The organism is Amycolatopsis sp. NPDC101161, from assembly GCF_044768185.1.
Lineage (GTDB): Bacteria > Actinomycetota > Actinomycetes > Mycobacteriales > Pseudonocardiaceae > Amycolatopsis.
Window position 1 is genome coordinate 598,008 of record NZ_JBIWPI010000001.1, and the last position, 23,111, is coordinate 621,118.

Sequence of the window (23,111 nt, forward strand, 5' to 3'; positions counted from 1 at the left end):
GCAGTCACACCCGCACCACGCCGATTCGCCTGCGGCGAACCGGTTTGACACTCGACTAGAACATATGTTCGACTGGCGCGGTGCGATGGGATCGGCAGCGAGCGGGGGAGGGTGAGCCGGCACTGCCCGGGCTGGAGGGCCTGGTGCGGTCCGTGCGGTCACCGGAGTTCGACGGCGTCACCTTTCACGAGGTGCACGCGCGCTCGGTGCTGAACAAGGTCCCCTCGGGCTCCGGCGTCCCCTTCAACTGGACCGTGAACCCGTACCGCGGCTGTTCGCACGCCTGCACGTACTGCCTCGAAGGCGGCACGAAGATTCTGCTGGCCGACGGCCGCACGCGGGCGCTGTCCGAGCTGAAGGTCGGCGACGAGATCTACGGCACCCGCGGCCACGGCGCGTCCCGGCGGCTGGTGCCCACCCGGGTCGAAGCGCACTGGACGACCCTGCGCGCCGCCTACCGCGTGACGCTCGAAGACGGCACCCGGCTCGTCGCCGGCGGCGACCACCGGTTCCTCACGAGCAAGGGCTGGAAGCACGTCACCGGCAGCAAGTTCGGCGCCGCGCAGCGGCCGCACCTGGAACCCGGCGCCGAGCTGATCGGCGTCGGGCGGTTCGAGCCGACGCCGGACGAGACGCTCGGGTACCGGGCCGGCTACCTGTGCGGGATGCTGCGCTCCGGCGGGTTCGCCGCGGAGGCGGACGCGGCCACCCGCGCCCTCGGGTACCTGCCCGACTTCGGCGCGTCCGTCGGGTTCCTCCAGGTGCCGCCGGACCCGGACGCGCACTGGCAGCGCGGGTTCCTCGCCGGCGTCTTCGACCTCGCGGGCGACTACGGCCGCGGCGTCCTCGCCGTGGCGCACGACGAACCCGAGATCATCGAGGCGTTCGCCGCCGCGCTCACCCGGTTCGGCTTCGCGCACCAGATCGACGAAGTGCCGAAGTTCCCCGCGCGGCAGGAAGTCCGGCTGCTCGGCGGGACCGCGGAGGTGCTGCGGTTCCTGCACGTGGGCAACCCGGCGGTGGCGTGGAAGCGGTCGCTGGACGGCGCGGTGATCGGCGCGAGCCGCCGCCGCGTCGAGGCGATCGAGCCGCTGGGCCTGCAGCTGCCGCTGTTCGACATCACCACCGGCACCGGCGACTTCATCGCCGACGGCATGGTGTCCCACAACTGCTTCGCCCGGAACACCCACACGTACCTGGAGTTCGACGCCGGCCACGACTTCGACACGCAGGTCGTCGTGAAGGTCAACGCGCCGGAAGTGCTCGCGGCCCAGCTGAAACGGCCGTCGTGGCGGCGCGAGCCGGTGGCGATGGGCACGAACACCGACCCGTACCAGCGCGCGGAGGGCCGCTACCGGCTGATGCCGGGGATCATCACGGCCCTGGCCCGATCGGGAACGCCGCTGTCGGTGCTGACGAAGGGCACGGTGCTCGCGCGCGACCTGCCGCTGCTGCAGGAGGTGGCCCACGACGTGCCGGTGTCGCTCGCGGTCTCGCTGGCGTTGCTGGACGGCGAGCTGCAGCACCGCCTCGAGCCGGGCACGCCGAGCCCCCGGGCGCGGCTGGAGCTGATCCGCAAGGCCCGCGACGCGGGGTTGCCGTGCTCGGTGCTGGTGGCCCCGGTGCTGCCGTGGCTGACGGATTCGGCCGAGGCGCTCGACGCGCTGTTCGCCAAGCTGGCCGAAGCGGGCGCGACGAGCGCGACGGTGATCCCCCTGCACCTCCGCCCGGGCGCGCGCGAGTGGTTCGGCCGCTGGCTGGCGGGGACGTATCCGGAGCTGGTGCCGAGGTACCGCGAGTTGTACGCGCGGGGGAGTTATGTGCAGAAGGCTTATCGGGAGAGGTTGGGCGAGCGGGTGGCGCCGTTGCTCAGGCGGCACGGGCTGATGCGGAGCCGGGGGGAGGATTCGCGGGGGATGGAGGCGGTGCCCGAGCCGCGGATCGAGGTGCCGGCGGCGGAGCAGCTGCGGTTGCTGTGAGCGGGGGTGCGCCGGGGGTCGGGTTGCGGTGGCGGAACAGCTCCGCCCGCGCCGACGATCCGAGCGGGTCTCACCGGCGCCCGCCCCGCCTCGGTTTGCCATGAAGGTGCCCCTCATGGCCATGAGCCGCGATCCGAACCCCCTCCGCCGCGGCCGTGCTGTCCTTTGTGGACAACCGCCCGCGCCGGTCCGTGATCATCCGCCGGGCCGCCGTGTGGGTGAAGCCGTCACCCAACCGCCTCCGGGGCCGGTCGAACTGCGCCGTTCGCCGTAGTCCTCACCCGATTGCGCGGCCGAGTCGGCGGCTTGCGGAAAAATGTCCGATCGTGTCGTTGTCGCTCCGCCTCGCCGACGCCTAACGTCGAAGGGATCGATGCGGAAGGGAGAGCGGCGATGACGACCTCGCAGACCGACCGGGTCGCGGCCGCCCGGCTCGCGTGGGCCGCCCTGAAGCTGACCCGGGCCGGGCGCCACCCCGTCGGCGTCGAACGGCTCGCCGCGACCGTCGGCGTCGCCCCCCTCGAAGCGCGCCGCCTCGTCGAGCTCATCGGCTTCACCCTCCACCGCGACCTCGTCAGCACCGGCCCCGCGCCCCGCGGCGCCCACCACCGCCTCGCCCCGGCCGAAGGCACCCTCGGCGCCGGCCCCGACGGCACCGTCGACATGTTCCTGCTGGCCATCGCCACCGGCGAGCGCGTGCACGCGGCCGCGACCTGCCCGGTCACCGGCACCCGCATCCGGATCGACCTCACCGCGCACGGGATCGTGCAGGCCGACCCGACGTCGGCCGTCGTCGCCGCGGTCGACCTGGGCTTCGGCCTCGAACACGTCGACGCCGTCGCCTGCGCGGGCCAGCCGTTCTTCGCCTCCGCCTCGGCGGCCGCGAGCTGGCTGGTCGCCCACCCCGGCGGCCGCGTCTACCAGGTCGCCGCCTACCTCGCCCAAGCCCACCGGCTGGTGGCGGCGCTGGAGACCCGGCCGAAGTTCGTGCTCTGACCACCACGCAAGCGCAAGCCAAGCCTGCCGACGTCGTACGCTGGGTTGTTCGTTAGCCTTCCAGGACAGCGATAACCCCAGGTCGAAGGAGAGCAGTCGCAGTGCTCCGCACTCACAACGCCGGCACCCTGCGTGCCGGGCAGGCCGGACAGACCGTCACCCTCACCGGATGGGTGGCCCGGCGGCGCGATCACGGCGGCGTCATCTTCATCGACCTCCGCGACGCCAGCGGCGTCGCCCAGGTCGTCTTCCGCGAAGGCGAGATGGCCGAGCGCGCGCACGCCCTGCGCTCCGAGTTCTGCGTCAAGATCGTCGGCGAGGTCGCGAAGCGCCCCGAGGGCAACGCGAACGCCGAGATCCCCACCGGCGAGATCGAGGTCCTCGCGACCCAGCTCGAGGTCCTCTCCGAAGCCGCGCCGCTGCCGTTCCCGATCGACGACCGCGTCGACGTCGGCGAAGAGGTCCGCCTCAAGCACCGCTACCTCGACCTGCGCCGCAGCGGCCCGGCCGCGGCCATGCGCCTGCGCAGCGAGGTCAGCCGCGCCGCGCGCGAGGTGCTGCACAACCAGGACTTCGTCGAGATCGAGACCCCGACGATGACCCGCTCGACGCCCGAAGGCGCGCGCGACTTCCTGGTGCCCGCGCGGCTCAAGCCCGGCTCCTGGTACGCGCTGCCGCAGTCGCCGCAGCTGTTCAAGCAGCTGCTCATGGTCGGCGGCATGGAGCGGTACTACCAGATCGCGCGCTGCTACCGCGACGAAGACTTCCGCGCCGACCGCCAGCCCGAGTTCACCCAGCTCGACATCGAGATGAGCTTCGTCGAGCAGGACGACGTCATCAAGCTCGGCGAGGACATCGTCTCCGCGCTGTGGAAGCTGATCGGGCACGAGATCCCGCGGCCGATCCCGCGCATCACCTACCACGAGGCGATGGCCAAGTACGGCTCGGACAAGCCGGACCTGCGCTTCGACCTCGAGATCACCGACATGACGGAGTTCTTCGCCGACACGCCGTTCCGCGTGTTCCAGGCGCCGTACGTCGGCGCGGTCGTGATGGCCGGCGGCGCCGACCAGCCGCGCCGCCAGCTCGACGCGTGGCAGGAGTGGGCGAAGCAGCGCGGCGCGCGCGGCCTCGCGTACATCCTCGTCAACGAGGACGGCACCCTGGGCGGCCCGGTCGCGAAGAACCTGTCCGAGACCGAGCGCGAGAACGTCGCCGCCGCGGCGGGCGCCAAGCCCGGCGACTGCATCTTCTTCTCCGCGGGCAAGGCGTCGAGCACGCAGCCGCTGCTGGGCGCCGCGCGCGACGAGATCGGCAAGCGGCTCGGCCTGATCGACGAGAACGCCTGGTCGTTCGTGTGGGTCGTCGACGCGCCGCTGTTCGCGCCGGTCGAGGACATCGGCGACGACGTCGCCGTCGGGTCCGGCAAGTGGACCGCGGTGCACCACGCGTTCACCTCGCCGACCCCGGAGTGGATCGACAAGTTCGAGCAGGACCCGGGCAACGCGCTGGCCTACGCCTACGACATCGTCTGCAACGGCAACGAGATCGGCGGTGGCTCGATCCGTATCCACCGCGGCGACGTCCAGAAGCGCGTCTTCAACCTGATGGGCCTCAGCGACGAGGAGGCGCAGGAGAAGTTCGGCTTCCTGCTCGACGCGTTCGCGTTCGGCCCGCCGCCGCACGGCGGCATCGCGTTCGGCTGGGACCGCATCGTCATGCTGCTGGCCAAGGCCGACTCGCTGCGTGACGTGATCGCGTTCCCGAAGACGGGCGGCGGCTACGACCCGCTGACCGCGGCGCCGGCGCCGATCACGCCGCAGCAGCGCAAGGAAGCCGGCATCGACGCGAAGCCCGCCGCGCCCCCGCAGAACTAGTGCTGCACCTCAGGGCCGTGTGCCCGCCGGAGGCCACCGCGCAAGCGCTGGACGTCCTGCGGGCCCACGCCGGGACGGCACACCTGATCGCGCACCGCGGCGTCGCCGTGGAACCGCCGGGTGACCTGGTCGAGGCCGACATCGCGCGCGAGGCGGCGGACGAAATCGTCGACGCGCTGTGCGGGCTCGGTCTCGACCACACCGGCGGGATCACGCTCGAAGCCCTCGACACCGCACTGTCCGACGCCGCCGACCGGGCGGAGGGGGCGGCCCCGGGCGAGGGCGCGGACGTGGTCCTGCGCCGCGGGGACCTCTTGCGCCGGGCGAGCGCGGCGCTGGGCGTCGGCTTCCCGCTGGCGATGGTCGTGAAGCTCGGTGGCGCGCTGCTCGTGCGCGCGACCGGCGTCTTCGGCGAGGAGGCGTTCCAGCTGGAGCGGAACCACGACGTCGACTTCGTCTTCTCCGTCGGCGTGCCGTCCCTGGTCGTCGCGATGCTCGCCGGCGCCGCCGGGATGCTCGCCATGTCGTCGGCGAAGTCGGCCGCGCTGGTGGGGCAGTGGAGCCGGTGCCTCCAGTCGGCCGGCCAGCTGCTCGTCAACCTTCTCGGAATCGTTGCAGCAGCGGCCATTGTGTTGACTCTGCGCCGGAATGGGCAACGTTCACGGGTGGGAACGCGTCCGCTTTCACGGGGATGACCGGTCCGGACGGGAGGCTACTTCTTGTCCGGATGTCAGTAGTCATGGTTGCTCAGTCACGAGTAGGGTCGGTGACAATGACAGTCGACACCTCCTCCTCCGGCGACGCTGGGGTCGGGGCAGGAGCCGAGCAGCTCGCCGTCGCCGCGGCGGTCGCGGCGGGCGAGTCCGTTCTTTCGCGCCGGTTCGGCAGTGCGATCACGCTGGTCGCGCCCGAGGACCTCGCGGGGAGCGGGCCGGCCACGGTGGTCCGGGCACGCGTGGTGTCGTCGTCCTTCGCGCTGCCGCGCACGCTCGTCATCAAGCACTACCCGGACCAGCCGGCCTCGGGCGCCGACCCGTTCGCCCAGGAGGCGGTCAGCTACCAGCTGTTCACCGCGCTGGCGCCGGACGAGCGGATGTGCCCGGAGCTGCTGGCCCACGACGGCCGCGACCGCGTGCTGGTGCTGGAGGACCTAGGCCGCACGCCGACGCTGGAGGACAAGCTCTACGCCCGCGACTCCCGCGCGGCCGAGCGCGCGCTGCTGTCGTGGGCGCGGTCGCTGGGCCGCCTGCACGCGAGCACGGCAGGGCGCGAAGCCGACTTCAACGCGTTGCTACGCCGCCTCGGCGGCCCGGCGAAGAACGACGGTCGCGGTGAAGACGAACTGTGCGCGCGGGTGCCGGCGGTCATCCAGGAGCGCCTCGGCATCCCGGCGCCGGACGAGGTGCTGACGCAGGTGGCGGACGCGCTCGAGCAGTCCCGGTCGGCGGGGTTCCGCGCGTTCAGCCCGGTGGAGCTGAGCCCGGACAACAACCTGGTGACGGGCGAGAGCGTCCGGTTCCTGGACTTCGAGTTCGGCTGCGTCCGGTCGGCGCTGGTCGACGCGGCGCACTTGAGGCTGCCGTTCGCGAGCTGGCCGGACGCGCTGGCCCTGCCGGCGGGCATGAGCGAAGCGATGGTCGCGGCATGGCGCGCGGAGGTGGTGGGGGTGTGGCCCACCTTCGCCGACGACGACGTGCTGGCCTCGCACTTGACGACCAGCGAGCTGCTGCGGGTGTGGCTGATCACGGGGGAGGAGCTGGGCTCGCTGGACCTGTCCCGGCACGCGGCCCCGGTGAGCCGCGAGGCGGCCCTGGTGACGTGGTGGCGCGATTTGGCCAAGCACGCGGGGTACGTCCGGATGACGGCGGTATCGGAGTTCGCGGCCCGGGTGGCGGCGGCCTTGGCGGCTCGGTTGGGACCGCACGCGGATTTGGCGTTCTACCCGGCTTTCCGGTGAAGGTGACGCGGTTGTCCACAGGGCGGGTGTGATGTGGATGGGCGGGGTGGTCGGGGCTCTTTTGCGCGGGTTTTGTCGGGTGCCGCCGATACGCTGAAAGCGGGGGCAGCCCCCAGGGAGGGCGGGCCGCGTCGGTCGGCGGGTGGCGCCGCAGACGTGCTGCCGGAAGGGCGCTCTCGGCCGCTTGGTAACCGGCGCCCCGATCGGCGACCATCTCCGAACCCACGCAGCCGAGACCGGCTGGCCGGCTGAAGGACTCCCTCGTGTCATCTGGTGTGGTGTAGCGGCCCTTCGCGTCTCGGTACGCGATGAGGGGCCCTTCACCCGTGCCGATCGGTGGATCTGGAACTCAGGTCCTCAATGAGATCATTTGAGACGTCAGCGAAGCCGCTGGTGGGCAGACCATGGGCCGGGCTTCCGCCATTGTGCGTGGGTGGGCGGCGGAGACCTCGGAACTGCGGGAAGTGCGGCTGTCCACAGGGCGGCCGTGATGTGAATGAGCGGAGTGGTTGGGGCAGTTTCGCGCGGATTTGGTCGGATGCCGCCGATAGGCTGAAAGCGGGGGCACCCCCAGGGAGGGCGGGCTGTCGGCGGGGCGCCAATCGCACGAAGCGCAGGTGCAGCGGACACCCCGACCGCGAGCAGCGAGGCGACTCCCCGTCGAAGCGGGGCGCTTTCCCGCCGAGCGAGGTGCTCGACCCGACCCCACCTGCCCGAACAGGACATTTCCGGCCCACGTGAGGTGAGCGTCAAGAATTAGGCGCTCCGTCCCAGGCGCGTTACCTCGTCCTCACCGGGTGTGAGTCTCCGTGGCCGATGGTCGGGGGCGTGACCGTGATCAGTGTCGAAGTCACTCCCGAACCTCACCGGCCCGCCCGCCCCGCGCTCGCGGCCGTGCCAGCCGCCGTGCCAGCCGCCGTGCCGGCCGTCGTACCAGCGGCCCCGTCGGCGACCACCACCGCCACCGCGCTCAAGCACGCCCAACGGCTTGTCGTGCTCGGGGACTCCACCGCCGTCGGGCTCGGGGATCCCTTGCCCAAGCGGGGTGGCTGGCGGGGCGTCGGCCCGCTCGTCGCCGCTGCGCTCGGGGTCGGGCCCGGTGGCTACCTCAACCCCGCCTTCACCGGCGCGCGGATGCGGTGCGTGCTCACCGAACAGGTGCCCGCCGCCGTCGCGCACCGGCCTGATGTCGCGCTGCTCGTCGCCGGCATGAACGACACCCTGCGGCCGGACTTCGACGCCGCCCGGATCGCCGCCGACCTCACCGAGGTCATCCACCGGCTCCGCGCGGTGAACACCACCGTCGTCCCCGTCCGGTTCCACGACCACAGCAAGGTCTTCCGCCTGCCGCCCTCGCTCAAGCGCGCCCTCAGTGCCCGGGTCGCCGATCTGAACGCCGCCATCGACGAGGTCGTCGCCCGCGAAGGCGTCCCCTGCCTCGACCTCGACCGCCTCCCCGGCGCCTACGACCTCACCGTCTGGAGCGTCGACCGGCTGCACCCCTCGGAACTCGGCCACCGCCTGCTCGCCGACGGCTTCACCGCCCTGCTCGCCGAAGCCGGCTTCGCCGTGCCCGAGCCGGTGAGCCTCACCTGCGGCGGCGGGGTCGAGCCGAGCGCCGCGGGGCACGTGGGGTGGCTGGTGCTCAAGGGAATCCCGTGGCTCTGGCGCCGCGGCCGCGAGTTCCTGCCCTACGCCGCGGTCATCATGTGGAACTCGTTCCGCGCCCGCTGAACACGCGCAACGCTTCGGCGTCCGAAGCCGGGTTGCGGACGAAGTAGTCCGCCCACTCCTCGATGCCGGGATAACCCGACCGCGCGACAAGGAAGCGACACGCCTCCTCGACGTCGTAAACAGTCCGCCGCAACCGGACTCCGTCGCCGAGCAACGCCCAGTGCGCACCCCGGGCGCCGTACGGCATCCCGACGCTGCCGGGGTTGACCACCAGCCGCCGGTCGGCGAGCCGGACGAACGGCATGTGCGTGTGCCCGCAGACGACCGTCTCCTCCGTGACGCCGCCGAGGACTTCCGCCCACCGCTCCAGCGGGCTGTCGACGAGCACGATTTCCGTGTCGTCGCGCGGGGTCGCGTGGCAGAACAGCACGCCGTCGAGCGACACCGTCAGCGGCAGTGCGTCGAGCACCGGCAGGTCCGCGGGACGCAGCTGCCGCGCCGCCCACGGGAAGATCGGGTCCGGCACGAACTTCCCGGTCCCGCGCGCCGACGCCGCCAGCTCGCGGTCCGCGTTGCCGCGCACCCACACCGCTCGAGGGCCCAGCGAAAGGAGCCGGTCCAGGGTCTCCGCCGGCATCGGGCCGGCCAGCATGTCGCCGAGCAGCACGATCTTCTCCGCCGCGACGACGTCCGGCTCGGCCAGCACCGCCTCCAACGCCGGGAGCACGCCGTGGATGTCCGCCAGCACCGCCACCGTCATCGCCCCACCTTCGGGCACGGCAAGCGCCCCGGGCGAGGGATTTCGCCCAGGGCGCAACCGGTTCACGCGGTGGTGAGCGGCAGCTCCCGCACCCCGGTCATGTTCGGGTTGATCTGGAACTTCGGCGGCTCACCCGGGATCGTGCGCAGCGCGGGATAGCGGTCGAACAGGATGTTCAGCGCCACCCGGCCTTCGAGCCGCGCGAGCGGCGCCCCGATGCAGAAGTGGATTCCGCGGCCGAACGCGAGGTGCGGGTTGGGGTCGCGCAGCGGGTTGAACGCGTCCGGGTCGGTGAACACGCGGTCGTCGCGGTTGGCCGCCGCGACCCAGACCATCAGCATCTGGTCCGCGGGCACCGTCGTCCCGCCCAGCTCGACCTCGCGGTTCGTCGCGCGGGCCACCGCCGCGAACGGCGACAGGTACCGCAGCGACTCCTCGATCACCGGCGGCACCAGCGACCGGTCGGCGCGCACGCGCTCGTCCCACTCCGGGTGCGTGTCCAGGCACAGCACCGCGTTGCCGAGCAGCATCGTGGTGGTGATGTGCCCGGCCAGCAGCAGGACGTTGGCGAAGTTGACGACCTCGTTGCGGGTCAGCTTCTCGCCGTCGAGCTCGGCTTCGACGAGCTTCGTCAGCAGGTCCTCCCGGGGCTGCTTCCGCCGTTCGTCGACGTGCCCGCCGAGGTACTCGACGAGCGCCTTCTGCCCCTCGAGGGACTTCTTGACCGCCTCCTGCCGCCCCTCGGTCTGGTCCTTCAGCGAGAACTGCTCCGAGGAGCTGAACAGCTTGTCCACCCAGCCCTTGAACAGGTGCCGGTCGCTCGCGGGGACCCCCAGCAGCTCCGCGATGACGATCACCGGCAACGGGTAGGCCAGGTCCTCGACCAGTTCCAGCCGGCCGGAGGACCCCGCCGCGTCGAGCATCTCGTTCGTCACCGCGGCGATGCGCGGCTCCAGGTCCGCGACGACCTTCGGGGTGAACGCGCGGCTGACGAGCTTGCGCATCTTGTTGTGCAGCGGAGGGTCCAGCTGCAGCAGGTTGCCCGCCTGCATCTCCTCGAAGTCGACGTCGGGGTCGACGTCGGCCATCATCTCCTTCGGCACCAGCCGGGTGGTGTCCGAGGAGTACGTCGCCGGGTCGCGGAGCACCTCTTCGGCCTCCGGGTGCCCGTAGACGTTCCAGAACCCGAGGTCGGCGGCGTGCTGCACCCGCTCCTCCGGCTGCTTCCCCCGCAGCCAGAACTGGGCTTCGTGGAGTCCCCAGGTGTCCGCTTGTGTGGTCGTCATGTCCGCCCCTTCTTTCCCCTGTGTGGCCCCGGGATCAGCCGGGGGCCTTGGTGGGATCGTGTGCGTAGATCCCTTTCCGGTAGCCCGAGACGAGCTCCTCGAGCGCCGAACCCAGTTCCGCCGCCACGTCCGCGACCGCCGCGGGATCGGGCTCCCCGGCCGGCTCGAACGCGGTGCGGATGACGTGCGCGAGGGCTTCCGCCTTCGCCTCCGGCGAGATGCCGTCGAACTCGTCGGTCAGCGTCCCGCCGAAGTAGAAGCCGACCGCCGTGGCGTTGAGCGCGAAGGACAGGTTCGGGATGTCCGACCGGACCAGGCCGTGCCGCAGCATGGTCTCCTCGAACTGCGTGCGCAGCTCGTCCTGCTGCTTCTTCAGGGCGAGGTCGCCGAGCGAGCCGAACATCTCGGCGTTGCCGCGCAGCATCGCCATCACCAGCGGACGGCGGTGCGTGGTGAGGAACGAAGCCGAGATCATCCGGTGCGGCAGGATCATCGCCGGATCGGCCTTGATCGCCTGCAGGATCTCGTCGGTCAGGTCGGCCGACTCGCGCATCATCAGCGCCTGGAACAGCAGTTCCTTGTTGCGCCAGTGCAGGTAGACGGTGCCCTTGCCGATGCCGACCGCGCGCGCGATGTCGTCGACCGCCACCTTCCGGTAGCCCATGCGCAGCAGCAGCTCGCCCGCCGCGTCCAGGATGCGGTCGGCGCGCTCGCGGTTGGGATGGCTCATGGGTTCGTCCACCTGCTGGTTCGTTGAGAGTTTGACCTGTTGACCGGAATCGCACTTTCGGTCAACCAGTCATCTCGACGGTAGCGCCGATCGCGGGACCGGGGCAAGTGGTTCTGTCGGTGCCGTCGGTTAACGTCATCGGTGTGGCACAGGACGAGCTCTTCACCGTGAACGCCGACGTGGCGCCCCCGCCGGAGCGCACGACGTCGAACGCGGCCGAACCGCAGGCGGACCCGGCGAGTTCGCCACTGGCCGTGCGGATGCGGCCGCGCTCGCTCGAGGAGGTCGTCGGCCAGCAGCACCTGCTGCGCGAAGGCGCCCCGCTGCGGCGGCTCGTCGAAGGCGCCGCGCCGGCGTCGGTGCTGCTCTACGGCCCGCCCGGCACGGGCAAGACGACGCTGGCCAACCTGGTCTCGATCGCGACGGGACGCCGGTTCGTCGCGATGTCGGCGCTTTCGGCGGGCGTCAAGGAGGTGCGCGGCGTCATCGAGGAGGCGCGGCGGCGCCGGCAGTACAACGCCGAGAACACCGTGCTGTTCATCGACGAGGTGCACCGGTTCTCCAAGACCCAGCAGGACGCGCTGCTCGGCGCGGTCGAGGACCGCACCGTGCTGCTGGTCGCGGCGACCACCGAGAACCCGTCGTTCTCCGTCGTCTCGCCGCTGTTGTCGCGCTCGCTCGTGCTGCAGCTGCGCCCGCTGACCGACGAGGACATCACCCACCTGATCGAGCGCGCGCTGGCCGACGAACGCGGCCTCGGCGGCGAGCTGACGCTGACCGACGACGCGCGCGCCCACCTCGTCCGGCTCGCGGGCGGGGACGCGCGCCGCGCGCTCACCGCGCTGGAGGCCGCGGCGGACGCCGCGTCGGCCACCGAGGCCAAGACGATCGACCTCGCCATCGTCGAGTCCACTGTGGACAAGGCGGCGGTCCGCTACGACCGCGACGGCGACCAGCACTACGACGTCATCAGCGCGTTCATCAAGTCGATCCGCGGGTCCGATGTGGACGCCGCGCTGCACTACCTGGCCCGGATGATCGAAGCGGGGGAGGACCCGCGGTTCCTCGCGCGGCGGCTGGTCGTGCACGCCAGCGAGGACGTCGGCCTGGCCGACCCGACCGCGCTGCAGGCGGCCGTCGCGGCCGCGCACGCCGTGCAGTTCATCGGCATGCCGGAAGGCCGGCTGGCGCTCGCGCAGGCGACCATCCACCTCGCCACCGCGCCGAAGTCGAACGCGGTCGTCACGAGCATCGACGCGGCGCTGGCGGACGTCCGGGCCGGGCTGGCCGGCGCGGTCCCGCCGCCGCTGCGGGACGGGCACTACGCGGGCGCCAAGAAGCTCGGCAACGCCCAGGGCTACCGGTACCCGCACAACGTCCCGGAAGGCGTGCTGGCCCAGCAGTACCCGCCGGACGAGCTGGTCGGCCGGGACTACTACGAGCCCACGCAGCGCGGTGCCGAGCGCACCCTCGCCGAGCGCGTCCCGAAGCTGCGCCGCACGATCCGCGGCGAAAGGTAAAGGCGGCTTGGGGAGCTCTTGACCCGCGGCCGGGGAACTCGACCGCTCGCGTTCGTCTCGGCGTCGGTCGCCCGGCACGTCCGTCGGCGAGCATCCGCGCATGGAAATCCCGAGAGTCGGCGTCCCCGACGCCCTGGCCGCCCGCCTCACCATGGCCGAGCAACACGACTACCTCAGCCGCCGCTCCCTGCTCAAGGGCGCGGCCGCGACCGGCGCGCTGCTGGCCGCCGGCCCGCTCCTGCTGCCGGGCACCGCCTACGCCGACGGCGGGAAGGTCGCGCCCGCCGGCCGGCACCTCGCCTTCGGCCGCAACCCGCGGACCGACATCCGGGTCGCGTGGCAGGTGCCCGCCCGGGTGAAGAACCCGTTCCTGCGCGTCGCCGACCACCACGACCGCCGCGGAATCCAGTGGGGGCACCGGATCCCGGCCGAAACGCGCGCACTGCACTCCGAGGTCGCCGGGGTCATCGCGCCCTACGACCAGTACTACCTGCACGCCGAGGCGTGCGGCCTCGCGCCGGGCCGGACCTACACCTACGCCGTCGGCCACGACGGCTTCGACCCGGCCAAGGGCGACGGCGGTGCCGCCGCGCTCTCGACCTTCACCACCGCGCCCGCCCGCGGCTTCCCGGCCGGGAAGTTCACCTTCACCGCCTTCGGCGACCAGGGCGTCTCCACCACCGCGCTGGCCCAGGACGGCGCCGTGGCGAAGCAGAACCCGCGGTTCCACCTGCTCGCCGGCGACATCGCCTACGCCGACCCGAGCGGCGCCGGCCTCCCGCCGGGCCCGGTCGCCGACGGCGGCCACGACCTGTTCGACCCGAAGGTCTGGGACGCCTACTACAACCAGATCGAAGGCGTCGCCGCGTCGGTGCCGTGGATGGTCACCACCGGCAACCACGACATGGAGGCGCTGTACTCGCCCGACGGCTACGGCGGCCAGACCGCGCGCTGGGACTTCCCCGGCAGCGGCCCGGCGGACTGCCCGAGCGTGTACTCGTTCATCTACGGCAACGTCGGCGTGATCTCCCTCGACGCCAACGACGTCTCCTACGAGATCCCGGCGAACCTCGGCTACTCGCACGGCTCGCAGACCGCGTGGCTCAAGCGCCGCCTGCGGTACCTGCGGCTGCAGCCGGACGTCGACTTCATCGTCGTGTTCTTCCACCACTGCGCCTACTCGACGACCAACCAGCACGCGTCCGAGGGCGGCGTGCGGGAGGAGTGGGTGCCGCTGTTCGACCAGTACCACGTCGACCTGGTCGTCAACGGGCACAACCACATCTACGAGCGCACCGACGCCCTGCGCGGCGGCCGCGTGACGCGCAAGGTGGCCATCGGCGACACCGTCGACCCGGACCGCGACGGCACGGTCTACGCGACCTGCGGCGGCGGGGGCCGGAGTGTCTACAGCTTCCCGGTGCCCGACACGTTCGACGGCGAATTCACCTCCTACCACTGGGTTCGCGGCGGCGGCAAGGAGACGGAGACGGTCGGCTGGTCGCGCGTGCGCTACACCGGCTACTCGTTCCTCGCGATCGACGTCGAGCCCGCGTGGTTCGGCCGCAAGACGACGCTGACCGTGCGGACGCTCCGCAACGACGGCGCCGAGATCGACCGCTTCACCGTGCGCCGCACGGCGGGCCTGCACACCGGGTTCGGCGTCGCGCCGCGCGCGACCGCCACGGGCCTCGGCGCGGACGCCGGCGACGCCTGAGCGACGCGGCCGGGGCGGGAAAATCCCCGCCCCGGCCGTGCACCGGTGACCGGCGCACGGCGGCATGATCGGCTTCCGTACACTCCGCTTCCTCGGGGTGGCCCGGAAACCGGGTCCGGCGACGGCAGGAGGCGTGCCCGTGCCCGCGACGCTGCAGTGCATCGTCCTGGACTGTCCGGAACCGGCCGTGCTCGCCCGGTTCTACCAGGCCCTGCTCGGCGGCGAGGTGGACCGGCCGGACCCGCGCTGGCGGGTCGACGAGGACTGGTCGACGCTGCACGTGAACGGGATGGTCCTCGGGTTCCAGCGCGCGCCGGACCACCAGCCGCCGCGCTGGCCGGACCCGGCGCGCCCGCAGCAGTTCCACCTCGACTTCGAAGTGGACGACTTCCGCGAATCGCACCACGCGGTCCTGGTGAACGGCGGCCGGCTGCTCGACCCCGACCTCGGCGGGCGCGGCTGGCGCGTCTACGCCGACCCGGCGGGTCACCCGTTCTGCCTCCTCGGCGATTACTGAGGGCATTCTCCGGGAATGTGGAGAGCATGAGCGTCGCGTTTCTCGGAACCGGAATCATGGGCGCGCCGATGGCGGCCAACATCGCGAAGGCGGGCCTCGACGTCCGGGTCTGGAACCGGACCCGGGCGAAAGCCGAGCCCCTCGCCGACGTCGCGGCGGTCGCGGATTCGGCAGCCTCGGCGGCTGAAGGCGCGGACACCCTCGTGACGATGCTCGCCGACGGACCTGCGGTGGCCGAAGCGTTCGAAGCGGCTTCGCCCGCATCAGGCACGTTGTGGCTGCAGATGAGCACGGTCGGCCTCGACTGGACCGACCGGCTCGCCGCGCTGGCGGAGAAGGCGGGCGTGGTCTTCGTGGACGCGCCGGTGCTCGGCACGCGGCAGCCGGCGGAACAGGCGCAGCTGCAGGTCCTGGCGTCCGGCCCGGAAGAAGCCCGGCCCAAGGCCACGCCGGTGTTCGACGCGGTCGCCGTGAAGACGCGGTGGCTCGGCCCGGCCGGCAACGGCAGCCGGCTGAAGCTGGTGATGAACGCCTGGGTGCTCGCGCTGACCAACGGCACGGCGGAGAGCCTGGGCCTGGCCGCCGGGCTGGGCTTGGACCCGGCGCTGTTCCTGGAGACGATCAAGGGCGGCGGACTCGACGTCGGCTACGCGCACGTGAAGGGCGCCGCGATGCTGTCCGGCGACTACGCGCCGTCGTTCCCGGCGGGCTTGGCGGCGAAGGACGCGCGGCTCGTGGTGGAGGCCGCGGGCGACGACGTCGACGTCGCGGGCGCCCGCGCGGTCCTCTCGCACCTGGAAGCCGCGGTGGAAGCGGGCCACGGCGACGAGGACATGGCGGCGCTCTACCGGGCGGTCGTGAAGGAGCGTTAGACGAGCGTCGCGAGCCGGTCCACGCCCAGGGCGCTGGTCAGGAGGCGTTCCTTCGCGTTGCCCAAGAGCTTCCGCGTCCACGGCGTGAAGCCGCCGTCGCCGACTTCGGCCGGGGAACCGCCGAAGGCCGCGTACACCTTGAAGCAGAGCCCTTCGTAGTACCCGCCTCGGCCACCTTCGCGGTCCGGGAACGGGTGGACCGGCACCTCGACGGCGTCGAGCAGCTCCTCGAACCGCGGGTCCAGCACCGTGACCCCGAGCGAGACGTCCGTCGCGCCCAGCGCGCGGCACCCGGCGACCACCAGCCGCGCGTGCTCGGCCAGCGCGGCCCGTTCGAACGCGAGGTTGCCGGTGTCGCGGCCCGCCGTCACCGCGCCGAACAGCGAGAAGTGCGCGAACAGCCCCGCCGCGACCCGCTGGGCGCGCACGACCCGCTGCACCGTCGCCAGGCGGACGACGGAAGCCGAAGCGCGCCGGACCGCCGCTTCCAGGGCCAACCCCGTCGTGGGATCCGCGGCCACCTCGGTGCCGCGGCCGGTCGGCACCACCCGGTGCTGGGCCACCCCGGCCACCGCCGAATGCGTGCCGAGCGGGACGAGCGGCGAGAGGGTCACCAGGTCGAAGCCGGTGGCCGTGCCGAGCAGCGCGTCCTCGACCCGCCGCAGCGAAGCGAACGACAACGGGCTGGGCGCCGCGAACCGGTCTTCGCGGTGGCGGCGCAGCACGTCGGGACCGGACAGCCGGGCCGCGCGGCGGCGCGCGACCTCCAGCTGGACCGTCGTCAGGTCGGCGCCGGGCAACGCGGCCAGCACGTCGGCCGCCGTGCCGCCCGGCCCGGAAAGGACCCTGAACGAAACCGGTCCGCCGTCGTGTCCCATCGCCCAGGTGTACCGCCCCGAGACCGCCGGGTCGACGCGTTTTCCGGCCCGCGCGGGGTGACACGGTCGGGGACCCGGCCAGGCGGTAACCTCATCGGCACCCAAGACCCGTGAACCGAGGAGGGCCCGTGTCGGCAGGGCAGATCGCCGCGTTGATCGCCGCAGGAGCATTCGTGGTGCTGGTCGTCCTGCTGGCGATCCCGCTGATCAAGCTCGGCAAGACGCTGGACGCGGCCACCGAGGCGATCGAGCGCACCAACAGCAACACCGACCCGCTGCTGATCGGCGCGAACCAGACGATCACGCACGTCAACACCCAGCTCGAGCGGGTGGACGGGATCACGTCGAACGCGCAGGCGGTCACCGGGAACGTCTCCGCGCTGACGTCGGTGTTCACCGCGACGCTGGGCGGCCCGCTGGTCAAGACCGCGGCGCTGTCCTACGGGCTCAGCAAGGCGATCAGGGCGCGCCGGAAGAAGAACGCGCTGAAGGCCGCGAAGAAGGCCGGCAAGTGAAGCGGCTGTTCTGGCTCGGCGTCGGCGTGGTCGCGGGCGTCGCGCTGTCCCGCAAGGCCGCCGAAACCGCTCGTCAGGCCACCCCGGCGGGGATAGCATCGAACCTGGGTGACGCCGTGCGCGAGCTGGCCGGCGCCGTGGGTTCGTTCGGCGCCGAGGTGCGCGCGGGCATGAACGAGCGGGAGCAGGAGTTGCACGACATGGTCGAGGAGCGGACGGGCGTGACCACGCCCCGCGCCGAGGGGCGCCACGCGGCCGCCGCCCGGCGCCCGGTCCGGCGAGCTCGCCGGGCGGAAGGCTGATCCGGGCCTGCCCGGAACCCTTCCGCCGCCGCCGTCCGACCTCGTTCGCAGCCACCACCAAGGACTGACCCGTGGACACACACGAAATCACCGATCGTTTCCTGCGCCATTTCGAGAGCAAGGGCCACACGCGCGTGCCCAGCGCGCCGCTGATCCTCGACGACCCGAACCTGCTGTTCGTCAACGCCGGCATGGTGCAGTTCAAGCCGTACTTCCTCGGTGAGGCGCCGCCGCCGTACCCGCGCGCGACCTCCGTGCAGAAGTGCGTGCGCACGCCGGACATCGACGAGGTCGGCAAGACCACCCGGCACAACACGTTCTTCCAGATGGCCGGCAACTTCTCCTTCGGCGACTACTTCAAGGAAGGCGCCATCGAGTTCGCCTGGGAGCTGATCACCAAGCCCCAGAGCGAAGGCGGCTACGGCCTCGACCCGGAGCGGATCTGGGCGACCGTCTACAACGACGACGCCGAGGCGGCCGGGCTGTGGCGCAAGCTCACCGGCCTGCCGGGCGAGCGCATCCAGGAGCGCGACGGCAAGGACAACTACTGGGACATGGGCGTGCCCGGTCCCGGCGGCCCGTGCTCGGAGATCTACTACGACCGCGGCCCGGCGTACGGCCGCGAAGGCGGCCCGGTCGCGGACGAGGACCGCTACATCGAGATCTGGAACCTCGTCTTCATGCAGGACGTCCGCGGCGACCTGAGCCCCAAGCTCGGGCACAAGCCGATCGGCGTGCTGCCGAAGAAGAACATCGACACCGGCATGGGCGTCGAGCGCGTCGCGACGATCCTGCAGGGCGTCGAGAACGTCTACGAGACCGACCTCGTCCGCCCGGTCATCGGCCGCGCGGAGGAGTTCTCGGGCCGGCGTTACGGCGTCAACCACGCCGACGACGTCCGCTTCCGCGTCATCGCCGACCACGCCCGCACCGGCGTCATGCTGATCGGCGACGGCGTCACCCCGGGCAACGACGGCCGCGGCTACGTGCTGCGCCGCCTCCTGCGCCGGATCGTCCGTTCGACGCGCCTGCTGGGCGTGCAGGAGCCGGTGCTGCAGGAGTTCGCGAAGGTCGTGCGCGACACGATGGGCCCGACCTACCCCGAGCTGGTCTCCGGCTTCGACCGCATCAGCGAGGTCGTCCGGATCGAGGAGGAGGCCTTCCTCTCGACCCTGACCAGCGGTTCGCGCATCTTCGACCTCGCGGCCGAGGAGACCAAGCGCGGCGGCGGCGACGTGCTCGCCGGCGACAAGGCGTTCCAGCTGCACGACACCTACGGCTTCCCGATCGACCTGACCCTCGAGATGGCGGCCGAGCAGGGCCTGACCGTCGACGAGGACGGCTTCCGCACGCTCATGAACGAGCAGCGCACCCGCGCGAAGGCGGACGCGGCGGCCCGCAAGACCGGCCACGGCGACCTCTCGGAGTACCGGAAGGTCCTGGAGCAGCACGGCGAGACCGAGTTCCTCGGCTACACCGACCTGCAGGCCGAGGCGAAGGTCGTCGCGCTGCTCGAAGACGGGCAGCCGGTCCGCAGCGTCTCCGCGGGCAAGAAGGCGGAGCTGGTCCTCGACCGGACGCCGTTCTACGCCGAGAGCGGTGGCCAGGTCGCCGACACCGGCGTGCTCCTCGGCGACGGCGTCGAGCTGAAGGTCCTGGACGTCCAGAAGATCGTCCCCGGCCTGTACGTGCACCGCGTCGAGGTCACCGAGGGCGAGGTCGGCCTGGACACCAAGCTGACCGGCTCGGTCGACGCGCACCGCCGCCTGTCCATCGAGCGCTCGCACTCCGCGACGCACCTGGTGCACGCGGCCGTCCGCGGCGCGTACGGCAAGCGCGCGGCGCAGGCGGGTTCGCTGAACTCGCCGGGCCGCATGCGGTTCGACTTCACCACCCCGGGCTCGGTGTCGGCGGACGTGCTGACCGAGGTCGAGCAGGAGGTCAACGACTACCTGCAGACCAACGTCGAGGTGCAGAGCTACACCACGACCAAGGACAAGGCCCTCGAGCTCGGCGCGGTCGCGCTGTTCGGCGAGAAGTACGGCAACGACGTCCGCGTGGTCGACATGGGCGACTACTCCCGCGAGCTCTGCGGTGGCACGCACGTCGAGCGGATCGGCCAGCTCGGCCTGGTCAAGCTCGTCTCCGACGCCTCCATCGGCTCGGGCGTCCACCGCGTCGAGGCGCTGGTCGGCACGGACGCGCTGAAGTACGTCCGCAAGGAGCAGCTGCTGGTCTCGCAGCTGGCGAACACCTTCAAGGTGCCGTCGGACCAGCTGCCCGGCCGCATCGAGGACGTCCTGACCCGGCTGAAGAACGCCGAGAAGGAGATCGCGCAGCTCAAGACCCAGCAGGTGCTGGGCTCGGCGGGCGCGCTGGTCGACAAGGCGGCGGACGTCAACGGCGTCACGGTCGTGGCCGAGGTCGTCCCCGACGTCGACGGCAACGGCCTGCGCGCGCTCGCCTCGGACATCCGCGGCCGGCTCGGCTCGCGGCCCGGCGTGGTGGCGCTGTTCTCCCCGGCCGGCGAGAAGCTGAGCTTCGTCGTTGCGACGACCAAGGCGGCCCAGGAGAAGGGCATCGCCGCGGGCAAGCTCGTCCCGTCCTTCGCCGAGAAGATCGGCGGCCGGGGCGGCGGCAAGCCCGACATGGCCCAGGGCGGTGGCACGAACCCGGCCGGCGCGTCCGACGCGGTCACGGCCCTGCGCGCGGCGATTGCCGGCATTGGTTAACCGCGGAAACCGCGGCCCGGATCGGCCTGGCGAGGACGATCCGGGCCGCGGCCGTCGGCTCGGAGTGGATGTCGGATCCGTCCGGGTCGGGGTGGCGCTGAGCGATCCGGCCCCCGTGCTCGCCTCGCCATTGGTTACCCTCTCCCGCGATGCGACCGACGACAGTGATCTGGACCAGCTGGCCGCCCTCGTCACCGAGCACGAGGTGGTCGAGGTGATCGTGGGCCTGCCGCGAACGCTCGCCAACCGCCAGGGACCGGCGGCCGAGCTGGCGATCGCGTATTCTGAACGCCTGGCCGGGCGGATAGCGCCCGTGCCGGTCCGGCTGGGCGACGAGCGGCTGACCACGGTCACCGCATCCCGCATCCTCTCCCAGCGCGGGGTCAAAGGCCGCAAGCAGCGCGCGGTGGTCGACCAGGCCGCCGCCGTGGAGATCCTGCAGGCCTGGATCGACGCCGCCGCTGCGCACCGCGCCCGGGAGGGAGACCGATGAACGACCAGCCACCTGAGCCCCCTCGCGGGCGCAGGCGACTCCGCGAACCGGGACCGGCCACCCCGCCGCCGTCCCGGCCCGCACCGAACCGCGAGGACCCGCGCGCGAGCGGGTACCAGGAGCTTCCGCAGCCGTCGCGGCGCAGTGGGGTGCATGAGGGCTCTCCCGAGCTGCCCCAGCCGTCGCGCCGGGCGCGGCCCGAGCCGGGCTACGACCCCCGCCGCGACGCACCGCCGTCCGGCCGCCGTCGCCGCCTCGAGCCGCCGGGCACGCTGCCCCCGGCCGACGACGACTTCGACCCCCGCGAAGCCGAGCGCTCGGCCCCCGTCCGCGCCCGCCACGGGCTCGACGACGGTGCCGACGCCCCGGCCCCGCGCCGCCGCCGGGCGGCTCCGGAGGCGCCGGAACCCGGGCGCCGCCGCGCGGCCCCCGAAGAGCCGCCGCGCCGCCGCCGTCCCGCGCCGAACCCGGACGAGGCCGACGCCCGCCGTCGCCGCCCGAGTCCCGAAGAGCTGGCCGAAGCCGACGCCGCCCGCCGGCACCAGGCGATGCTCGACCTGGAAGAGGCGGCCGAAGCACAGGCCGCCCGTCTGCGCGGCGCACCGGAGGAAGGCCGGGCCCCCCGGCGCCGCCGCCGGGCCGAGCCCGACCCGGTCGAGGCGGCCGAGCCCCCGGCGGGACGCCGTCGTGCCGCGCCCGACCCAGCTGAGGCGGTCGAGCCACCGGTCGGCCGTCGGCGTGCTGCGCCCGATCCGGCCGAGGTCGTCGAGCCACTGGCGGGACGCAGACGTACCGCGCCCGATCCGGGCGAAGCCGGCGAGTCGCAGCGGCGGCGCGCGGCGCTCGACCCCGATGCCGACCCCCGCCGCGGGGCCCCGGAAGCCCCTCGGCGGCCCGTCCAGCCGGGTGACCGGTCTGTCGGCGTGCCCGAACCCGGGCTGGAGCCGCCGCGGCGCCGCCGCCCGCCGCCCCCGCCGGTGCGCGAGGACCCGCCGACCGACATCATCCCGGCCCAGACCGAGCCGGAGCCGGTGCACGAAGAGCCCGAAGAGTTCTTCGCCGACGAAGCCGAGTACGACGACTACGACGAGTACGCCGACGACTACGACGACGCCGAGTACGACGACGCGGAGTACGACGAGTACGACGACGAGCCGGAACAGCCTCGCAAGAAGAAGAAGGGCAAGCGCGCCTTCGGCTGGGTCGCCGCGCTGGTCGTGATCGTGCTGCTCGCCGGCGGTGCCTACTACGGCTTCAACAAGATCTTCGGCTACGACGACTTCGAGGGCGCCGGCGACGGGGACGTGCTGTTCCAGGTCGACGACGGCGATTCGACGTCGGCGATCGGCGCGAAGCTCACCACGGCCGGGGTCGTCGCCAGCAGCAAGGCGTTCGTCAAGGCCGGTGAGGAAAACCCGAAGCTGGCCCGGATCCAGCACGGCTTCTACGTGATGAAGTCGCACATGTCGGGGGCCAGCGCGGTCGACCGGATCACCGACGCGGCCTCGCGCGTCGGCCAGCTGGAGATCCGGCCGTACACGCAGTTCGACGACATCACCCAGCCCGACGGCAAGGTCACGCCCGGCGTGTACAGCCTGATGGCGAAGGCGTCCTGCGCGCAGATCAACGGCAAGAGCACCTGCGTGACCGCCGACGACCTGCGCAAGGTCGTCGACAGCGCCGACCTCAAGACGCTCGGCGTGCCCGACTGGGCGATCGAGCCCGCCAACAAGGCCGACCGCAAGGACCGGCGGCTCGAAGGCCTGATCGCGCCGGGCCTCTACGACGTCCGGCCCGGGGCGACCGCGCAGGAGATCATCGGGCAGCTGGTGCGCAGCTCGACCGAGGCGATCCAGAACGCCGGGCTGAGCCCGCAGTCGACCGGCCCCGGAATGACGCCGTACCAGACGTTGATCATCGCCTCGATCATCGAACGCGAAGCAGTGAAGGCCGACTTCGGGAAGCTCTCGCGGGTCATCTACAACCGGCTGGCGAACAACATGCGGCTGCAGATGGACTCGACGGTCAACTACGTGCTGGACCGGCCGACCCTGGCGACCAACGACGACGACCGGAACAAAGCGGGCGCGTACAACACCTACAAGAACACCGGGCTGACCCCGACGCCGATCTCGGTGCCGAGCGCCGACGCCATCCAGGCGGCGGTGCACCCGGTGGCCGGCGACTGGATGTTCTTCGTCAAGTGCGAGAAGAACGGCCTGTCCTGCTTCGCGGTCACGTTCGACGACCACAAGGCGAACGTCAAGCTGGCCCAGCAACGTGGTGTCTTCTGAGCCTCGCCGCGC

General features: G+C 72.2%; 19 protein-coding genes. 15 read left to right on the forward strand and 4 right to left on the reverse strand.

All coding sequences use genetic code 11. The annotated features are described in order from the left end of the window. Positions 1-80: 80 nt before the first annotated feature. The 6 genes from ACIRSS_RS02925 to ACIRSS_RS02950 all read left to right on the forward strand — a co-directional run bounded on the left by ACIRSS_RS02925 (position 81) and on the right by ACIRSS_RS02950 (position 8,543). Positions 81-1,979, forward strand: a complete 1,899-nt coding sequence (locus ACIRSS_RS02925) for an intein-containing Rv2578c family radical SAM protein (RefSeq protein ID WP_400889885.1) — start codon at positions 81-83, stop codon at positions 1,977-1,979. A gap of 393 nt (positions 1,980-2,372) precedes the next feature. Next, on the forward strand, positions 2,373-2,975 hold the full coding sequence (merB, locus tag ACIRSS_RS02930) for an organomercurial lyase (protein WP_400889887.1): 603 nt from the start codon (positions 2,373-2,375) through the stop codon (positions 2,973-2,975). A 101-nt stretch (positions 2,976-3,076) separates the two neighbouring features. Beyond that, positions 3,077-4,852: an aspartate--tRNA ligase gene (gene aspS, locus ACIRSS_RS02935; RefSeq protein WP_400889889.1), complete on the forward strand. Its 1,776-nt coding sequence runs from the start codon at positions 3,077-3,079 to the stop codon at positions 4,850-4,852. Further along, positions 4,852-5,547: a DUF389 domain-containing protein gene (locus ACIRSS_RS02940; RefSeq protein ID WP_400889891.1), complete on the forward strand. Its 696-nt coding sequence runs from the start codon at positions 4,852-4,854 to the stop codon at positions 5,545-5,547. The genes aspS and ACIRSS_RS02940 overlap by 1 nt, the downstream gene beginning before the upstream one ends. A 77-nt stretch (positions 5,548-5,624) precedes the next feature. Next, complete coding sequence (locus ACIRSS_RS02945) at positions 5,625-6,809, forward strand: phosphotransferase (protein ID WP_400889893.1); 1,185 nt, start codon at positions 5,625-5,627, stop codon at positions 6,807-6,809. Positions 6,810-7,625: 816 nt separating this feature from the next. Further along, entirely contained in the window at positions 7,626-8,543 is a 918-nt protein-coding gene (locus ACIRSS_RS02950; RefSeq protein WP_400889895.1) for an SGNH/GDSL hydrolase family protein, read from the forward strand. Here ACIRSS_RS02950 and ACIRSS_RS02955 read toward each other — a convergent pair. From ACIRSS_RS02955 to ACIRSS_RS02965, 3 genes are all read right to left on the reverse strand, one after another. Next, on the reverse strand, positions 8,515-9,243 hold the full coding sequence (locus tag ACIRSS_RS02955; protein WP_400889897.1) for a metallophosphoesterase family protein: 729 nt from the start codon (positions 9,241-9,243) through the stop codon (positions 8,515-8,517). The genes ACIRSS_RS02950 and ACIRSS_RS02955 overlap by 29 nt on opposite strands. Positions 9,244-9,305: 62 nt before the next feature. Beyond that, the gene (locus ACIRSS_RS02960) at positions 9,306-10,529 is read right to left on the reverse strand and encodes a cytochrome P450 (protein ID WP_400889899.1); all 1,224 of its coding nucleotides are present in this window, start codon (positions 10,527-10,529) and stop codon (positions 9,306-9,308) included. Between the two features lie 34 nt (positions 10,530-10,563). Next, a complete protein-coding gene (locus ACIRSS_RS02965) occupies positions 10,564-11,259 on the reverse strand; it encodes a TetR/AcrR family transcriptional regulator (protein ID WP_400889901.1) in 696 nt (231 codons plus the stop codon). A 143-nt stretch (positions 11,260-11,402) separates the two neighbouring features. On the opposite strand from ACIRSS_RS02965, the gene ACIRSS_RS02970 reads away from it, so the two are divergent. From ACIRSS_RS02970 to ACIRSS_RS02985, 4 genes are all read left to right on the forward strand, one after another. Continuing rightward, positions 11,403-12,779 (forward strand): replication-associated recombination protein A, encoded by a 1,377-nt coding sequence (locus ACIRSS_RS02970; RefSeq protein WP_400889903.1) that lies wholly within the window; start codon positions 11,403-11,405, stop codon positions 12,777-12,779. A 100-nt stretch (positions 12,780-12,879) separates the two neighbouring features. After that, positions 12,880-14,496 carry a purple acid phosphatase family protein gene (locus ACIRSS_RS02975; RefSeq protein WP_400889905.1) on the forward strand — a complete coding sequence of 539 codons (1,617 nt, stop codon included), beginning with the start codon at positions 12,880-12,882 and terminating at the stop codon, positions 14,494-14,496. 139 nt (positions 14,497-14,635) lie between these two features. Then, positions 14,636-15,013: a VOC family protein gene (locus ACIRSS_RS02980; protein ID WP_400889907.1), complete on the forward strand. Its 378-nt coding sequence runs from the start codon at positions 14,636-14,638 to the stop codon at positions 15,011-15,013. A 26-nt stretch (positions 15,014-15,039) separates the two neighbouring features. Continuing rightward, the gene (locus ACIRSS_RS02985) at positions 15,040-15,885 is read left to right on the forward strand and encodes an NAD(P)-dependent oxidoreductase (RefSeq protein ID WP_400889909.1); all 846 of its coding nucleotides are present in this window, start codon (positions 15,040-15,042) and stop codon (positions 15,883-15,885) included. On the opposite strand, the gene ACIRSS_RS02990 is transcribed toward ACIRSS_RS02985, so the two are convergent. Continuing rightward, the gene (locus ACIRSS_RS02990; protein WP_400889911.1) at positions 15,882-16,763 is read right to left on the reverse strand and encodes a hypothetical protein; all 882 of its coding nucleotides are present in this window, start codon (positions 16,761-16,763) and stop codon (positions 15,882-15,884) included. The genes ACIRSS_RS02985 and ACIRSS_RS02990 overlap by 4 nt on opposite strands. Before the next feature lie 128 nt (positions 16,764-16,891). Between ACIRSS_RS02990 and ACIRSS_RS02995 the strand changes: the two genes are divergently transcribed. The 5 genes from ACIRSS_RS02995 (at position 16,892) to mltG (ending at position 23,099) form a co-directional block, all read left to right on the forward strand. Beyond that, the gene (locus ACIRSS_RS02995; RefSeq protein ID WP_400889913.1) at positions 16,892-17,278 is read left to right on the forward strand and encodes a DUF948 domain-containing protein; all 387 of its coding nucleotides are present in this window, start codon (positions 16,892-16,894) and stop codon (positions 17,276-17,278) included. Beyond that, the gene (locus tag ACIRSS_RS03000) at positions 17,275-17,580 is read left to right on the forward strand and encodes a hypothetical protein (RefSeq protein ID WP_400889914.1); all 306 of its coding nucleotides are present in this window, start codon (positions 17,275-17,277) and stop codon (positions 17,578-17,580) included. Before ACIRSS_RS02995 ends, ACIRSS_RS03000 begins: the two co-directional genes overlap by 4 nt. A gap of 71 nt (positions 17,581-17,651) precedes the next feature. After that, a complete protein-coding gene (gene alaS / locus ACIRSS_RS03005; protein WP_400889916.1) occupies positions 17,652-20,312 on the forward strand; it encodes an alanine--tRNA ligase in 2,661 nt (886 codons plus the stop codon). A gap of 64 nt (positions 20,313-20,376) precedes the next feature. Further along, positions 20,377-20,805: a Holliday junction resolvase RuvX gene (ruvX, locus tag ACIRSS_RS03010; RefSeq protein WP_315863291.1), complete on the forward strand. Its 429-nt coding sequence runs from the start codon at positions 20,377-20,379 to the stop codon at positions 20,803-20,805. Between the two features lie 149 nt (positions 20,806-20,954). Beyond that, positions 20,955-23,099, forward strand: coding sequence for an endolytic transglycosylase MltG (gene mltG, locus ACIRSS_RS03015; protein WP_400889918.1), 2,145 nt, complete (start codon positions 20,955-20,957; stop codon positions 23,097-23,099). Positions 23,100-23,111: the final 12 nt, after the last annotated feature.

Bases quoted from the DNA above. Each gene is read 5' to 3' on its own strand.
- ACIRSS_RS02965 (WP_400889901.1), bottom strand. From the start codon at position 11,259: ATGAGCCATCCCAACCGCGAGCGCGCCGACCGCATCCTGGACGCGGCG.
- ACIRSS_RS02975 (WP_400889905.1), top strand. From the start codon at position 12,880: ATGGAAATCCCGAGAGTCGGCGTCCCCGACGCCCTGGCCGCCCGCCTC.
- ACIRSS_RS02955 (WP_400889897.1), bottom strand. From the start codon at position 9,243: ATGACGGTGGCGGTGCTGGCGGACATCCACGGCGTGCTCCCGGCGTTG.
- ACIRSS_RS02950 (WP_400889895.1), top strand. From the start codon at position 7,626: ATGGTCGGGGGCGTGACCGTGATCAGTGTCGAAGTCACTCCCGAACCT.
- ACIRSS_RS02960 (WP_400889899.1), bottom strand. From the start codon at position 10,529: ATGACGACCACACAAGCGGACACCTGGGGACTCCACGAAGCCCAGTTC.
- merB (WP_400889887.1), top strand. From the start codon at position 2,373: ATGACGACCTCGCAGACCGACCGGGTCGCGGCCGCCCGGCTCGCGTGG.
- ACIRSS_RS02985 (WP_400889909.1), top strand. From the start codon at position 15,040: ATGAGCGTCGCGTTTCTCGGAACCGGAATCATGGGCGCGCCGATGGCG.
- ACIRSS_RS02990 (WP_400889911.1), bottom strand. From the start codon at position 16,763: ATGGGACACGACGGCGGACCGGTTTCGTTCAGGGTCCTTTCCGGGCCG.
- ACIRSS_RS02945 (WP_400889893.1), top strand. From the start codon at position 5,625: ATGACAGTCGACACCTCCTCCTCCGGCGACGCTGGGGTCGGGGCAGGA.